This window comes from Sulfitobacter sp. 1A15106, from assembly GCF_043556995.1.
Taxonomy (GTDB): domain Bacteria; phylum Pseudomonadota; class Alphaproteobacteria; order Rhodobacterales; family Rhodobacteraceae; genus Sulfitobacter; species Sulfitobacter faviae.
Genome location: NZ_JBIFFM010000003.1, coordinates 259,646 through 273,997, shown reverse-complemented (window position 1 = coordinate 273,997; position 14,352 = coordinate 259,646). Strand labels below are relative to the sequence as shown.

14 protein-coding genes are annotated in these 14,352 nt (G+C 63.3%); 4 read left to right on the top strand and 10 right to left on the bottom strand.

Translation table 11 applies throughout. The features are described 5' to 3' along the window. Position 1: 1 nt before the first annotated feature. The 4 genes from ACGYKA_RS06285 (at position 2) to ACGYKA_RS06270 (ending at position 5,573) form a co-directional block, all read left to right on the top strand. Complete coding sequence (locus ACGYKA_RS06285; protein WP_394408183.1) at positions 2-568, top strand: membrane integrity-associated transporter subunit PqiC; 567 nt, start codon at positions 2-4, stop codon at positions 566-568. Between the two features lie 120 nt (positions 569-688). Beyond that, positions 689-1,162, top strand: coding sequence for a MarR family transcriptional regulator (locus tag ACGYKA_RS06280; protein ID WP_168612826.1), 474 nt, complete (start codon positions 689-691; stop codon positions 1,160-1,162). Between the two features lie 41 nt (positions 1,163-1,203). Continuing rightward, complete coding sequence (locus tag ACGYKA_RS06275; RefSeq protein WP_394408186.1) at positions 1,204-2,445, top strand: efflux RND transporter periplasmic adaptor subunit; 1,242 nt, start codon at positions 1,204-1,206, stop codon at positions 2,443-2,445. Beyond that, entirely contained in the window at positions 2,442-5,573 is a 3,132-nt protein-coding gene (locus tag ACGYKA_RS06270; RefSeq protein ID WP_394408188.1) for an efflux RND transporter permease subunit, read from the top strand. Before ACGYKA_RS06275 ends, ACGYKA_RS06270 begins: the two co-directional genes overlap by 4 nt. 22 nt (positions 5,574-5,595) lie before the next feature. Here the strand turns inward: ACGYKA_RS06270 and ACGYKA_RS06265 are convergent, their stop codons facing one another. The 10 genes from ACGYKA_RS06265 to ACGYKA_RS06220 form a co-directional block, all read right to left on the bottom strand. Then, a complete protein-coding gene (locus ACGYKA_RS06265; RefSeq protein WP_067630567.1) occupies positions 5,596-6,060 on the bottom strand; it encodes a PTS sugar transporter subunit IIA in 465 nt (154 codons plus the stop codon). Positions 6,061-6,100: 40 nt separating this feature from the next. Then, a complete protein-coding gene (gene hpf / locus ACGYKA_RS06260) occupies positions 6,101-6,667 on the bottom strand; it encodes a ribosome hibernation-promoting factor, HPF/YfiA family (RefSeq protein WP_067267651.1) in 567 nt (188 codons plus the stop codon). A 308-nt stretch (positions 6,668-6,975) separates the two neighbouring features. Next, entirely contained in the window at positions 6,976-7,734 is a 759-nt protein-coding gene (gene lptB, locus ACGYKA_RS06255; RefSeq protein WP_136720275.1) for an LPS export ABC transporter ATP-binding protein, read from the bottom strand. Then, the gene (gene lptA / locus ACGYKA_RS06250; RefSeq protein ID WP_394408191.1) at positions 7,731-8,225 is read right to left on the bottom strand and encodes a lipopolysaccharide transport periplasmic protein LptA; all 495 of its coding nucleotides are present in this window, start codon (positions 8,223-8,225) and stop codon (positions 7,731-7,733) included. The genes lptB and lptA overlap by 4 nt, the downstream gene beginning before the upstream one ends. A 5-nt stretch (positions 8,226-8,230) precedes the next feature. Continuing rightward, positions 8,231-8,839: an LPS export ABC transporter periplasmic protein LptC gene (gene lptC, locus ACGYKA_RS06245; protein ID WP_394408194.1), complete on the bottom strand. Its 609-nt coding sequence runs from the start codon at positions 8,837-8,839 to the stop codon at positions 8,231-8,233. 6 nt (positions 8,840-8,845) lie between these two features. Beyond that, positions 8,846-9,814 carry an SIS domain-containing protein gene (locus tag ACGYKA_RS06240; RefSeq protein WP_394408197.1) on the bottom strand — a complete coding sequence of 323 codons (969 nt, stop codon included), beginning with the start codon at positions 9,812-9,814 and terminating at the stop codon, positions 8,846-8,848. Then, positions 9,811-10,425, bottom strand: coding sequence for a ribonuclease D (locus ACGYKA_RS06235; RefSeq protein ID WP_394408200.1), 615 nt, complete (start codon positions 10,423-10,425; stop codon positions 9,811-9,813). The genes ACGYKA_RS06240 and ACGYKA_RS06235 overlap by 4 nt, the downstream gene beginning before the upstream one ends. A 54-nt stretch (positions 10,426-10,479) precedes the next feature. Then, positions 10,480-11,259 (bottom strand): PaaX family transcriptional regulator C-terminal domain-containing protein, encoded by a 780-nt coding sequence (locus ACGYKA_RS06230; protein ID WP_394408203.1) that lies wholly within the window; start codon positions 11,257-11,259, stop codon positions 10,480-10,482. Then, complete coding sequence (gene paaZ, locus ACGYKA_RS06225; protein ID WP_394408206.1) at positions 11,249-13,273, bottom strand: phenylacetic acid degradation bifunctional protein PaaZ; 2,025 nt, start codon at positions 13,271-13,273, stop codon at positions 11,249-11,251. Before paaZ ends, ACGYKA_RS06230 begins: the two co-directional genes overlap by 11 nt. Before the next feature lie 10 nt (positions 13,274-13,283). Next, positions 13,284-14,348 carry a 2Fe-2S iron-sulfur cluster-binding protein gene (locus ACGYKA_RS06220; protein WP_394408209.1) on the bottom strand — a complete coding sequence of 355 codons (1,065 nt, stop codon included), beginning with the start codon at positions 14,346-14,348 and terminating at the stop codon, positions 13,284-13,286. Between the last annotated feature and the right edge of the window lie 4 nt (positions 14,349-14,352).

The window sequence follows — 14,352 nt, the reverse complement described above, 5'->3', positions numbered from 1 at the left end:
CATGACATTTGCAAGACCCTTGATCACCCTTGGCCTGCTGGCCGCCTTGGCGGCCTGTGGCGGCACGGCTGAACGTTTCCCCGTCCGCGCCCCGGCGGTGACAGAGAAGACCTCCATCGCTTTCAGCTCTGTCGAAGTGCGCGACGTGTCTTTGCCGACCTATGCCGCCGCCGAAGAGATTTCGGTGCAATTGGCCGATGGCCGTCTGGTCAGTTCGACCGATGTGCTTTGGGCCGATGCGCCCGAACGGGCCGTGGCGCTGGAGCTTAGTCAGAACCTTGCGCGGATGACGGGGCGGCGCATCGCGTCTGAGCCTTGGCCGTTCGAAGCCTTCCCCGATGCCAGCCTCGAAGTGCGCTTTGCCGAACTGGTGGCCACCGAAGCGGGGGAGTTCCGCGCCTCCGGCCAGTATTTCGTGGCCGTCCGGGATGACCGTCGGGAGCGGTCGGGCCTGTTCGACCTCAGCGTGCCGTTCAATCCCGAAGGTGGCGCAAACGCCATCGCCGCGGCGCGGGGGCAACTCGTCCTTGATCTAGCCCGCTATATCGCCCGGAACGGGTTGAAGTAGGGCCAAACGCCGGGGCTACGGGCGACGCGCGTTGTTCCGTCTGTTCGGAAAATTCTGAATAGTCTTGATTTGTGCCCCGCCTTGTCTATCTACCGTCAACGCGCCTGCCGTGGACGGGGAATGATGGATAGCACTGACCAAATCGACCAAGTCCGCGATGACTTCATCACCCGCATGGGCGTCGTTGCCATGGGCGAGGGGTTGCCGCGCATGGCAGGGCAGGTCTTTGCCATGCTGGTTTTCGAGGGCGAGCCGATTGCCTTTGGCGCGCTGTCGCGCCGCCTTTCCGTCAGCCGCGCCACAATCAGCACTTCCATTCGCCTGCTCGAAGAGCGGGGGTTGATCCGGCGTGTGAACAAGACCGGCGACCGGCAGGACTACTTCCAACTCGCCGATGACGCCTATGCCGCGATGACGAAATACGCGCTGGCAGGGACCCGCCACGCCAAATCCGAGATTAACGATACGATCCGCAAGCTGCCCGAAGAGGCCGAAGGGGTGCGCGAAAGGCTCGATACTTTCGCCGCCTTCTATGACACGATCAGCGCCGCGCTTGATGACGTAGCAACCCGGGTGAGCAAGCCCAAGAATTGACGCGCGCCTGATCACAGGGCCGCGGTGATGGAGTTCGATCAATGAGTGACACATCTCAAGAGCGCCAGACGCTTTCATTCGACAGCGATGCCGGTTCGAAACGGTCGAAGTTCATCGCCGGTGGGATCGCGCTGTTGATCGCTCTTTGGATGGGCAGCGGCTATATTATCCCCTCCGAAGAGACCGAAGAAGCCGCGCCTGCGCCCATTGCTCCCGAAGCGGTGACAGTGGCCGTGCGCGGCTCTCAGGCGGACAGCGTGACGCAGGTCTTCGTGGCCGAAGGGCAGGCCCTGCCGGACCGCGATACGATGGTCCGCGCCGAAGCGGGTGGTGAAATTGCCGAGGTGCTGGTCGCCAAGGGCGATGTGGTCGGAGCGGGCGCGCTGATCGCGCGGCTCAGCACCACGGCGCGCGATTCCGATCTGGCCCGCGCGCGTGAGGAATTGAGCCGCGCACAGCGCGAATACGACAACGCCCAAGCCCTACTGGACAGGGGCGTCTCGACCGTGGACCGTGTGAGCCAAGCGCGCGCGACCTTGGCCGCCGCTCAAGCGTCGGTCACCGCCGCCGAAGAGGCGCTGAACAACACCGAAATCCGCGCCCCCTTTCCCGGCCGGTTAGAGATGCTCGATATCTCAGCGGGAGAGTTCGTGTCGACCGGTGAGGAAATCGCGCGTCTGGTCGACAACACGCCGCTGACGATCCAAGTGCAGGTGCCCCAGCAGTCGCTTAAAGACATCAAAGAGGGGCAAAACGCCGAGGTTGTCTTCATCACCGGGACAGAGGCGCAGGGCAAGGTGCAATTCGTCTCAAGCAGTGCGAGCGCCGAAACCCGGACCTTTACCGCCGAAGTCAGGGTCGATAACACCGATGGGGCGATCCCCGCGGGCATTTCGGCCCGCGTGCGCATCCCCACGGGCGAAACCCGCGCGCATTTCGTCTCTCCGGCGATCTTGTCGTTGGACACCAATGGCACCTTGGGCGTCAAAACGGTGAACGATGAGGACAAAGTTGTCTTTAACAAGATCGCCATCGTGCGCGCCCAGACCGATGGCATCTGGATCGCGGGCCTGCCGGATGAGGCCAAAATCATCACCATCGGGCAGGGCTTCGTCAACGACGGGGAAACGGTCAACCCGCAGCCCGAAACCGGTGGCGACAACGAAGGGGAAGCGCAGCCCATGACGGGTGTGCCCGAGATTGACGAGTTGGAAGACCAGCCAAGCGGCGACAGCCAGATCACCGGCAGCGCCGAAGCCGCCCAGCCGGAGCAAGTGGAATGAACACGCTGATCGACGCCGCTTTCAGCCGCGCCCGCGTGGTGATCCTGAGCTTGGTGATGATCTTGGCGGTCGGGGCCTATGCCTATGTCGGCATCCCCAAGGAAAGCTCGCCCGAAATACCGATCCCGACGCTCTATGTCTCGACCTCCCTCGAGGGCATCTCGCCCGAGGACAGCGAGCGGCTGCTCGTTGAGCCGCTTGAGACCGAACTCAGCGCCATCACCGGGTTGAAACAGATCACCTCGAACGGGGCCGAGGGCCATGCCTCGGTGCAATTGGAGTTCGAGCCGGGGTTTGATTCAGATGAGGCACTCGACAAGGTGCGCGAGGGCGTGGACCGTGCCAAGTCGGACCTGCCCGAAGACGCCACCGACCCGGTCGTGACCGAGATCAACACGGCGCTCTTCCCGATCCTGACCGCGATCCTCTCCGGCCCGGTGCCGGAACGGACGCTCAACTCCATTTCCGAAGAGTTGAAGGACGCGATCGAAGGGCTGTCCGGCGTGCTTGAAGTCGATGTCGGGGGGGAGCGGACCGAGCTTTTGGAGGTGTTGATCGCCCCCACGGTCTTTGAGACCTATAACATCTCTTTCGAAGAGCTGATCAGCCAGATCAACCGCAACAACCGCCTGATCGCGGCGGGGGCGATTGAAAGCGGCGCGGGGCGGCTGGTGCTCAAGGTGCCGGGGCTGATCGAGAATGTCGAAGACGTCATGTCGCTGCCGATTAAGGTGCGCGGCGATACGGTGGTGACCTTTGCCGATGTCGCCACGATCCGCCGAACCTTCAAAGACCCGACTGGCTTCGCCCGGATCGACGGCCAGCCCGCGCTGGCGCTTGAGATCAAGAAACGCTCGGGCGCGAATATTATCGAGACGGTCGCGGCGGTGCGCGAATTGATTGACGAGATGCGCGCGGAATGGCCCGACAGCATCACCGTCAAATACACCCAAGACGAATCCGAGCAGGTCCAAGACATGCTCAGCGATCTTGAGGCCAATGTTATTGCGGCGGTGATCCTTGTGATGATCGTGATTGTCTGGGCCTTGGGCGTCCGCTCGGCCCTGCTGGTGGGCTTGGCCATTCCGGGGGCCTTCTTGGCTGGGGTCACGGCGCTTTGGGTCATGGGCTATACGATGAACCTTGTGGTGCTCTTCTCGCTGATCCTTGTGGTGGGTATGCTGGTGGACGGGGCCATCGTGACCACCGAACTGGCCGACCGCCGTCTGCAAGAGGGGCATTCGCCCCGCGCCGCCTATGCCCATGCCGCCAAGCGCATGGCATGGCCGATCATCGCCTCCACGGCGACGACGCTCAGCGTGTTCTTCCCGCTGCTGTTCTGGACCGGCACGGTGGGGGAGTTCATGAAGTTCCTGCCCATCACGGTGATCCTGACCCTGACCGCATCACTTTTCATGGCGCTGGTCTTTATCCCCGTCGTCGGCGGGATCATCGGCAAGCGGCCCCCGCAATCTGCCAAGGATAAGGCGACGCTCTATGCTGCCGAACAGGGCGACCCGCGTGACCTGAAGGGCTTTACCGGCGGCTATGTCAAACTGCTGCAATTCGCCATCCTGCGCCCGTGGATGACCCTGATCCTTGCCATTTCCATGCTGATGGGCGGCTTTACGGCCTATGCGGAATTCGGCAATGGGATCACCTTTTTTCCCGATGTAGAGCCTGATTTTGCGCAGGTGCAGGTGCGTGCGCGGGACAATTTCTCGATCTACGAACAAGACGCGCTGGTGCGGCAGGTCGAACAGCGCCTCTTTGCCTATGACGAGATCGCCAGCGTCTATGCCCGCACCGGCAGCAGCAACCGCGACAGTGCCGATCTGATCGGCACCATTCAGGTTGAGTTCACCGAGTGGGACGAACGCCGCCCCGCCGCCATCATTGGCGAGGAAATCCGGACCGAGATGGCGGCCATTCCGGGGATCGACGTGCAGGTGCAGACCGCCTCGAACGGCCCCTCAGCGGGCAAACCCGTCAATCTGCGGATCGAGGCGCATGACCTGCAGGTGCAGCAGCAGGTGGTGGATCAGATTCGCGAGAAGATGGCCGATATCGGCGGATTCACCGATGTGACCGACTCGCGCCCCCTGCCGGGGGTGGAATGGCGCATCGCCGTGAACAGGTCCGAAGCCGCGCGGTTCGGGGCCGATATCTCGACCCTGGGGCAGGCGGTGCAACTACTGACACGGGGCATCACGGTCGCAGATTACCGGCCTGACGATGCCGAAGGCTCCATCGACATCAACGTGCGCTTCCCCTCCGATGAGCGCACGCTGGAAGAGTTGCAATCGCTGCGCGTGCCGACCTCCGCAGGGCTGGTGCCGATCTCGAACTTCGTGACTTTCGAGCCGAGTCCGCGGACCGGCACGATCACGCGGGTGGATCAAGAGCGGGTGGTGACGATCGAGGCCAACGTCGCACCGGGCGTTTTGGTGAACGACCAGACCGTCGCGCTGCGCAGCGCGATTGACGCGATGGACCTACCGCCGGGTGTAGAAGCCTCCTTCGCCGGGGAGGCGGAGGACCAGCAGGAATCGATGATCTTCCTCGTCGGCGCCTTCATCACCGCGATTTTCCTGATGTTCGTGATCCTCGTGATCCAATTCAACAGCTTTTACCAAGCCTTCGTCGTCATGTCGGCCATCGTCTTTTCGATCGCCGGGGTGCTCTTTGGCCTGCTGATTACCGGACGGCCCTTCGGGGTGGTCATGGGCGGCATCGGGGTCATCGCGCTGGCAGGGATCGTGGTGAACAACAATATCGTTCTGATTGATACCTATAACGACCTTAAGAAACTGGGGCTGTCGCCGCTAGAGGCTGCACTGCGCACCGGGGCGCAGCGTTTGCGGCCCGTGGTGCTGACCTCGGTCACCACGGCGCTTGGCCTGATGCCCATGGTGATTGGCCTCAACATCAACTTCTTCACGCGCGAGATCGTCTATGGCGCGCCTTCCACCCAATGGTGGACCGAGCTGAGCTCGGCCATCGCGGGCGGTCTGGTGGTCGCTACCGTGCTGACGCTGGTGGTGACACCGGCGATGCTGATGTTGGGAGAGAAGAAAGCGAAACGCGCCGAGCCGACCCCGCCGGAGCCGGAACCGGTCGCCGTCTAGCGCAAGGTAAGGCGGCCCAAGATCAGGCGGCCTTATCGGCCTTGTCTTCGGTCAGGATGGTGTAAAGCGTGGCCGGGTCTGGGTTTGACCGCAGCTTGGTGCAAATGCTGGTGTCGCGCAGCGTGCGGGCCACCAGTGCCAGCGCTTTGAGATGCTCCACCCCCGCATCTTCGGGGGCGAAGAGGGCAAAGGCCACGTCGACCGGCTGGCGGTCGACCGAGGAGAAATCAATCGGCTTGTCCAGTAGCACGAAGGCACCGACGACCTTGTCGATCCCGTCCATCCGCGCGTGGGGCAGGGCAACGCCATGGCCGACACCGGTCGGCCCGAGGGTTTCGCGCGTCATCAGCGCGTCCACCACTTGGCCGGCCGGCAGCCCATAGGCTTGCTGGGCGAGTTCGCCGATATCCTGCATCAGACGCTTCTTGCTCGAAGCCGAAGTCAAAACCTTCACGGCCTCTGGCTTGAGGAGTTTGCCGAAATCCATTCCGCTCGCCCTGCTCTGTGGCGGAAGTTACCGCCGTGGGTTACGAAGGGTCGATCCAGCCGATGTTGCCGTCTTCGCGGCGGTACACGACATTCATCCCTTCCTGGCCTTCCTTGCGAAACAATAGCACCGGATCGCCCGACAATTCCATCTGCATCACCGCTTCGCCGACAGACAAAGTTGGCACCTTCGTCTGCATCTCTGCAATGATCATGGGTTGGAGGGTATCAGGTTCCTGCGCATCTGAATCGCTGTCTGACGCGAGGATATAGGAGGACGCCCCCAGAAGTTCAACCGGTTCGGCGCGTTCTTTGTGATGGTCCTTCAGGCGGCGCTTATAGCGGCGCAGCTGTTTCTCCATCTTTTCGCAGCAGCTGTCGAAGGCGGCATAGATCTCTGTCGCCTTGGCCTTGGCCGACGCATTAAGACCGGTGGAAAGATGCACGGTCGCCTCGCAGGCAAATTCGTGGCCCGTTTTGGAAAACACCACCATCGCATCTGTCGGGCGTTCGGCATATTTGCTGACCGCCTCGTCCAGTTCGGTCCGGACATGTGTCCGAAGCGCGTCGCCAATGTCGATCTGTTTGCCACTGATCTGATACCGCATATCGTCTCCTTGTCTTTCTTGTTCCGAACATTGCCAAACGGTCCACGTGCGTGGAGCGCGACAACTTTCAGATATGGAGGAATGGCGCTGCGACCAGGATGATTTTGACCGTTCCTTCGCGGGAAGGGCGATGCAGGATCAAACAGGAACGCGATGTCACCATAGCTCAATGAGGCCGCGTTTCGGTTTGAAAGTCAATGGCGCCGATGCGCGCGCCATCCTTTTATCGCTACAATCAGAGCGGTTTTCCGCATCATGCGAGCAAGGCTTCGCCGAGGGCTGGCAGGCCCGGAAAAACGCGCTAAGTCTTAGGAAATACGGAAATTATCGCCAAGGTAGACGCGGCGGACATTCTCGTTTTGCACAACTTCTTCGGGCGTTCCGGACATCAGAACTTTGCCCTCATGCAGAATATAGGCGCGGTCCACGATCTCTAGGGTTTCGCGCACGTTGTGGTCGGTGATCAGCACCCCGATGCCGCGTTTCTTGAGGTCGGCAACCAGTTGCCGGATGTCCCCGACCGAGATCGGATCGACCCCGGCAAAGGGTTCATCAAGCAGCAGATAGTTCGGGTTGGCGGCCAGACAGCGGGCGATTTCCACCCGGCGTCGTTCCCCGCCCGATAGCGCCAGGGCAGGTGCGCGGCGCAGGTGTTCGATGGAAAATTCGGTCAGCAACTCTTCCAGCCGCTCGCGGCGCTGGTGGCGGTGTTTGACCCGGATATCGAGGATTGCGCTGATGTTGTCTTGCACCGACAGCCCGCGAAAAATGCTCATCTCCTGCGGCAGATAGCCGATGCCAAGCTGCGCGCGGCGGTACATCGGCAGGGTGGTCACGTCTTTGCCGTCCACCGTGACGCGCCCGCCCTCGGGCGTGACCAGACCGGCCACCGCGTAGAATGTCGTCGTCTTGCCTGAGCCGTTCGGCCCCAAAAGCGCCACGACCTCCCCCCGGTCAAGCGCCATCGAAAAGTCGCGGATCACCGCTTTCTTGCGGTAAGACTTGCGCAGATGTTGAATGCGCAGGCCGGAATCGCCCCCGGCGACTTTCAGCTCGGGCGGCATCAGTTGTCGCTGCCGGGCTGCAAAATGGTCTTCACGCCACCCGACATCTGCGCCGTGCCGTCGTTCAGGTTCACCGTCATTTCCTGCGCGCTCAGGGCACTGGGGCCTTGGGTCATCAGCACATCGCCGCGCATCACCAAGGTGCCGGCGTCGATGTCGTAATCGGCGCGCTGCGATTCAGCGGCGTCCTCACCCGCGACCAAGACCACGCCGCCGGTGGCCGCCAGCTTGGCGATGCCCTGATCCGAGGCGCGATAGACGACCTCGACCTTACCGGCGGAAAGGGTCATTTCACCCTGAGAAATCATGACATTGCCCGTGAAGACGGCGGTGCCGGTGGCATTGTCGACCGACAGGTTGTCGGCGGTCACTTCGACGGGTTGACTGGTGTCTTGCTCAAGCGCGCCGAAGGCGACGTTGGCAGATTGTGCAGAGACAGGGGCGGCCTGCAGCGCGAAAAACAGCGGCAGCATCAAAATAAACAAATGTCTCAAGGCAGTTACTCTTTCGTTGCTTGCGGCGTGTATATCAGTTTCACGCCCTTTGTGAAAAGCAATTGCGATCCGGCGCTGTTCTGCCGGTTGGTGATGGCCATGCTTCCGGCGGTGATCTCGCCTGCGGGGCTGGTGGCGCGCACCGGGCCGGGCGATTGCAGGTCCAGCGTGGTGAGGTTCGAGATCATCCGCTCGGACAGGATTTCGTAGCCGGTTGAGGTGCTAACCCGCACATTGCCCGCCAGTTCCGCCTCCTCAGCCCCAGTGTCGAACCGCCCGCTGTTGGAGTGCAGCGTGATTTTGGAGCCGCCTTCTAGGTCCAGCGTCGCCTCGATCTCTTCGGCCTCATTTGTGCCCGTCTCCCCGCCGGGAGTGGTCAGCTTTTCGGCAGAGAAAGAGATCAGATCGCCATCCGCGGTGGTGCCGGAATAGAAGGGGCCGGTGATCTGTTGGTCGCGCAGCCGTTCCTGAACCTCTTTATCCGCGAAAGGGATCACGGCCTGCGGTTCAATCGCCCGCGACAGCAGGAACAGGGTCGATAGCAGCGCCAGCGCGATCAGCGGAAAGAGCACTTTCAGCCACGACACGACACGAGAGTGGCGATCCCCCTTCATCCTGCGTCACCCCAGCCCGACGCGTAGGCAGTCGTGGATATGCAGCAGCCCGATCGGCGATTTGCCGTCGTTCTGCGCGGGGTCGGTCACGATAAGACAGGTGATTTTGCGGCTGTTCATCACGCCCACGGCCTTTTCGGCCAATTCGTCGGGGGTGATGGTCACGGGCGCGGGGGTCATGACATCGCGTGCGGTCATGGTCATCAGCCCATCCAGATGCCGCGCAAGGTCACCCATGGTGATGATCCCGGCCAGCGCGCCTGTCGCATCGGTGACGCAGACCACGCCAAAGCCCTTGCGGCTGATCTCGCTCAGCGCCTCGGGCATCGGGGCGTCGGCGGTGACCAGCGGCAGCTTATCGCCCACATGCATCAGATCGGCCACGCGGCTCAGCCTTGCGCCCAGCTTACCGCCGGGGTGGAAGTCGCGGAAATGCTCGGCGGTGAAGGCGCGGTTTTCCATCAACGCCACGGCCACGGCATCGCCCATCGCCAGCGTCAGCGTGGTCGAGGTGGTGGGCACCACGCCGGTGCCGCAGGCCTCTGCCGTGCGGGGCAGTTCAAGCACCACGTCGCTATGGCGGCCAAGGCTGCTTTCGGGGCGGCTGGTGAGGCCAATAAGCGGGATCTCGTAGCGGCGCGAATAGGCGATGAGGTTCGCAAGCTCGGGCGCTTCGCCGGAGTTGGAGATTGCCAGCACCACATCGGCGGCGGTGATCATGCCTAGATCGCCGTGGCTCGCTTCGGCCGGGTGGACGAATTGCGCGGGCGTGCCGGTGGAGGCCAGCGTCGCCGCGATCTTATTGCCGATATGGCCCGATTTGCCGATGCCGGTGACGATCACGCGGCCCTTGCAGGTGCGCATCAGGTCAACCGCGGCGCGAAAGCGGTCATCAAGGCTGTCGGCCAGCAGTGTCAGCGCGTCGGCTTCGCAGCGGATCACCCGGCGGGCGGTGTCGAGGAAAGGTGTGTTCATGCGTGTGCGAAGATGTCCGTATCCGGCCATCCCTCCAGATCCAGCCGGGCGCGCATGGGCAGGAAATCGAAACAGGCCTGCGCCATGTCCATCCGGCCTTCGCGTATCAGGCGTTTGTTAAGTTCATCGCGCAGCCGGTGCAGGTAAAGCACGTCAGAGGCGGCATAGTCGATCTGCGCTTGGGTCAGCTCTTCGGCCCCCCAATCGCTGGATTGCTGCTGTTTCGAGATATCGACGCTCAGAAGTTCTTGGCAAAGCTTCGCCAGCCCGTGCCGGTCGGTATAGGTGCGCACCAGACGGCTGGCGATCTTGGTGCAATAGACCGGCGCCGCAGTGGCGCCGAAGGCGTTGAGCATCGCGGCAATGTCGAAGCGGCCATAGTGGAACAGCTTCAGCACATGGGGGTTTTCCAGTAGTGCAGAAAGGTTCGGCGCCTCGGTCTGGCCCTTGGCAACCTGCACCAGATGCGCGTGACCATCACCGCCCGAAAGCTGCACGACACAGAGCCGGTCGCGATGCGGATGCAGCCCCATCGTTTCGCAATCAATCGCGACCATCGGCCCAAGGTCGAGGTCATTCGGCAGGTCGTTCTGATAGAGGAAATTTGTCATGAGCACGTCTATATCCTGCTTGTCCGGCATGGGAAAGCAGGGCTTTGCGCCGCGTCAGGCGGTGGCCAGATCCTGCAGTGCGGGGCGCGGGTAGCGGCGCAGAAGGCGGTCGACCAGCAGATGGCAGCGGTAGCCGGGCCAATCGGGGCGGATCAGCCCGCCGGGCAGAGCAGGATGCTTTAGCACCAATCGCCGCCAATTGTGCACGATCAGGCAGCGCAAGACCGCGACGTCCAAGGGGGTGAGTTGCTCTGGCGCGGGAAGCTCGGCATCCAAGGCCGTGAGCGCGGCCAAGAGTGCGTCATAGTCAGCCTCAAGCTCGGCGGGTTCCACTGCGCGGCGCAGCCACTCGGGCGGTGGCGTGCCGGGCAGGGCAAGGGATCCCGTGGGGGCCGCGCTCACGGCCCGCCCGACATAGGCGCGGGGCAGGGCGGCGATGAACCCCGCCTCTCGCAAGGCGCTGTCGGTCTCGCGCGCGTTCTCCTCGGTCACGACCATCTGCCAAGGTTCCGACAGGTCTGGGGGCGCGGCGTAGATGCGCGGACTGGCGGCAGCGCTTTCCGCGCGGCCTTGGGCGGTCAGGCTGTGCTGGCTGATGCGCCCGGCCTTGACCGATTGTAGCCAGCCGTCATTGCGCAGCCGGTGCAGCGCCACGCGGCTCGCCTCGGGCCGCACGTCGAGCGCGGCCATGATCTGCGACAGCACCGGCCCGTCGATTGCATTACCCTGTCCCTGTGCCAGATCGCCGAAGAGGCTGACCATCAGCGACCAAACCCGCTGACCGCCAAGGCCAGCGAGTGCCGCGACGACCGAGGGGGCGTGGTCAGACGGCATTCATCGTCAGCAGGTCGTATTCGGCGACCGCCTCCTCACGCTGGTTGGTGAGGGTCACATGCCAGCGCACCTCGCCGTATCCCTCGTTGCGCGGCGTCTTGTGCTTGACCGAAAGCCGCACCTTGATGCTGTCGCCCGCCGAGACCGGTTCAAGGAAGCGCAGGTTGTCGAGGCCGGTGTTGGCCAGCACCGGACCGGGGTCGGGCTGCACGAAAAGCCCTGCGGCAAAGCTGAGCAGGAGGTAGCCATGCGCCACGCGCCCCGGGAAGAAGGGGTTCGCGGCGGCGGCCTCGTCATCCATGTGGGCATAGAAGGTATCGCCGGTGAAATGGGCGAAGGTCTCGATATCCTCGAGCGTGACCTCGCGGCTGGGCGAATGGAAAGTCTCGCCCAGATCGAGCTCGGTGAAGCGGCGGGTGAAAGGGTGCGCGCGGTCGGTGATCTCCTCGGCACCCGGCACCCATTGCTTGCCGATGGCGGTAAGGATGTCGGGGCTGCCCTGCACCGCGGTGCGCTGCATGTAATGCATCACGCCGCGCACGCCGCCCAGTTCTTCGCCGCCGCCTGCGCGACCCGGCCCGCCATGCACCATATGCGGCAGCGGCGAGCCGTGGCCCGTGGCCTCGGCCATCGACTTGCGGTTGTTGAAGTAGAGCCGCCCGTGAAAGGCTGCAGAGCCCATGGTCAACTCGCGCGCGACTTCACCATCGTTGGTGATGATGGAGGCAACGAGCGAGCCTTGGCCGCGGTTCAGAAGCGCGCTCGCATGGGCGAGATCGCGGTAGGGCATGAGGGTGGAAACCGGGCCGAAAGCCTCGGTGTCATGCACGCGCTCGGCGGCATCGGGATCGGCGCAGTGGAACAGCATCGGCGGCAGAAAGGCGCCCTTGTCGCGGTCGGCACCCTTCACGGTGAAGTTGTCGGGGTCGCCGAAAACGCGCTCCGCCTCGGCGCTCAGCAGCCCGACCTTCTCCAACACGTCGCGTTTCTGGCTGCCCGAGACCAGCGCGCCCATGCGCGTGTCCTCGGCCCGCGGATCGCCAATGGTGGTCTTGGCGAAGCGCTCGGACAGGGCTGAGATGACCGCGTCGATCTGCGCCTGCGGCACCATGATGCGGCGGATGGCGGTGCATTTCTGCCCCGCCTTGGCCGTCATCTCGCGCTGCACTTCCTTCACGAAAAGGTCGAATTCGGGCGTCCCCGGCACGGCATCGGGGCCGAGGACGGAAGCATTCAGGCTGTCCTGCTCGGAGGTGAAGCGCACCGAGTTTTCCATGAGCCGCGGGTTGCCGCGCAGCTTCAGCGCGGTGTCGGCGGAGCCAGTGAAGGCCACGGCATCCTGACAGCCGAGCAGATCGAGCATGTCGCCCAAGCCGCCGCTCACGAATTGCAAAGCACCCTTCGGCAGCAGCCCGCTGTCCAGCATCAGCCGCACGCAATGCTCGGTCACGTAGCAGGTGGCGGTGGCCGGCTTCACAATCGCCGGCACGCCGGCCAGCAGCGTTGGTGCTAGCTTCTCCAACATGCCCCAGACCGGGAAGTTGAAGGCGTTGATATGCACCGCGACGCCCTGCAGCGGGGTGCAGATGTGGCGGCCCATGAACTGCCCCTCGCGGCCCAGTTGCTCGGGCGCGCCGTCGAGGTAGACATGGGCGTCCGGCATCTCGCGCCGGCCCTTGGAAGCGAAGACCAGCATGGTGCCGATGCCGCCATCGACGTCGATCTTGTGGTCCGAGAGCGTGGCGCCGGTGTCATAGCTCAGATCATAAAGCGCCTGTTTGTGCTCCATCAAATGCAGCGCCAGCGCCTTGAGCATGCGCGCGCGGTCGTGGAAGGTCATGGCGCGCAGGGCAGGGCCGCCGTGTTCGCGGGCGAAGCCCAGCATGGCGCCCGCGTCGAGCGCATCGTTGCCGGCCTGCGCGATCACCTCGCCGGTAATGGCGCTGGCGATGTTGCGAGCGCCGGCCCCGGGGGCCAGCCATTCGCCGGCGGCGTAACTGTGAATATCGCGCATGTCGGCTCCTTCAGTGGGTGTCGTAGTCGATGGTGAGTTTGTCGCTCAGCGGGTAGGACTGGCAGGTCAGCACGTAGCCGCGTTCGACCTCGTAATCCTCCAGCGCGTGGTTCGAGATCATCTCGACCTCGCCTTCCAGCACCTTGCCCATGCAGGTCGAGCAGACCCCGGCCTTGCAGGAGAACGGCGCCTCCTGTCCGTTCTCGAGCGCCGCTTCGAGGACCGACTGCCCCTTCTGCATGGTGAAGCTGCGCCGCGCGCCGTCGATGATGACGGTGATCTCGGTGCCCTTCTGGCCCTCGCTGCGCTTGGCCATTTCCTGTTTAGCCAGACGGCCCTGCTGGCTTTCGCTGAAGAGTTCGAACTTGATCTGCTCGTCGGTCAGCCCATTCGTCTTCAGCGCCTCAGCGATGGCCAGCATCATCGGCTCCGGCCCGCAGATGAAGGAGGTGTCGATGTTGTCGATCTGAATCCAATGCTTGAACAGCGCGTTGCATTTGTCCTGATCGACCCGGCCCTCGAAAAGCTCCATGTCCTGCCCGGATTCGAGGATATGGATCACCGTCAGGCGGCCCATGTAGCGGTTTTTCAGGTCTTCGAGTTCCTCGCGGAACATGATCGTGTTCACCGCGCGGTTGGCATAGACCAGCGTGAAGGTGGACTTCGGCTCGCGTTTCAGCACCGTTTTCAGGATCGACAGCACCGGGGTGATGCCCGAGCCGCCCGCGAAGCCGAGGTAGTTCTTGGCGACCTCCGGTTCGATCGGGGTGAAGAACTTGCCCTGCGGCGGCATGGCGTGCAGCACGTCGCCGACCTTAAGCTCGGTATTGGCATAGGTCGAAAAGGCCCCGCCGTCGACGCGCTTGATCCCGACCTTTAACTCGCCGTCATCCAGCCCTGCGCAGATCGAGTAGTTGCGGCGCAGCTCGGTGCCGTCGAAATCCTGTTTGAAGGTCAGGTACTGGCCTTGTGTGAAGGCGAAGGCGTCGGGGTCTTCCGGCTTCAGCGTCAGCACCACGGCATCGCGGATGGTGTGGTGGATGTCGGTGACGGTGAGGGGGTGGAACTGGCTCATCGGG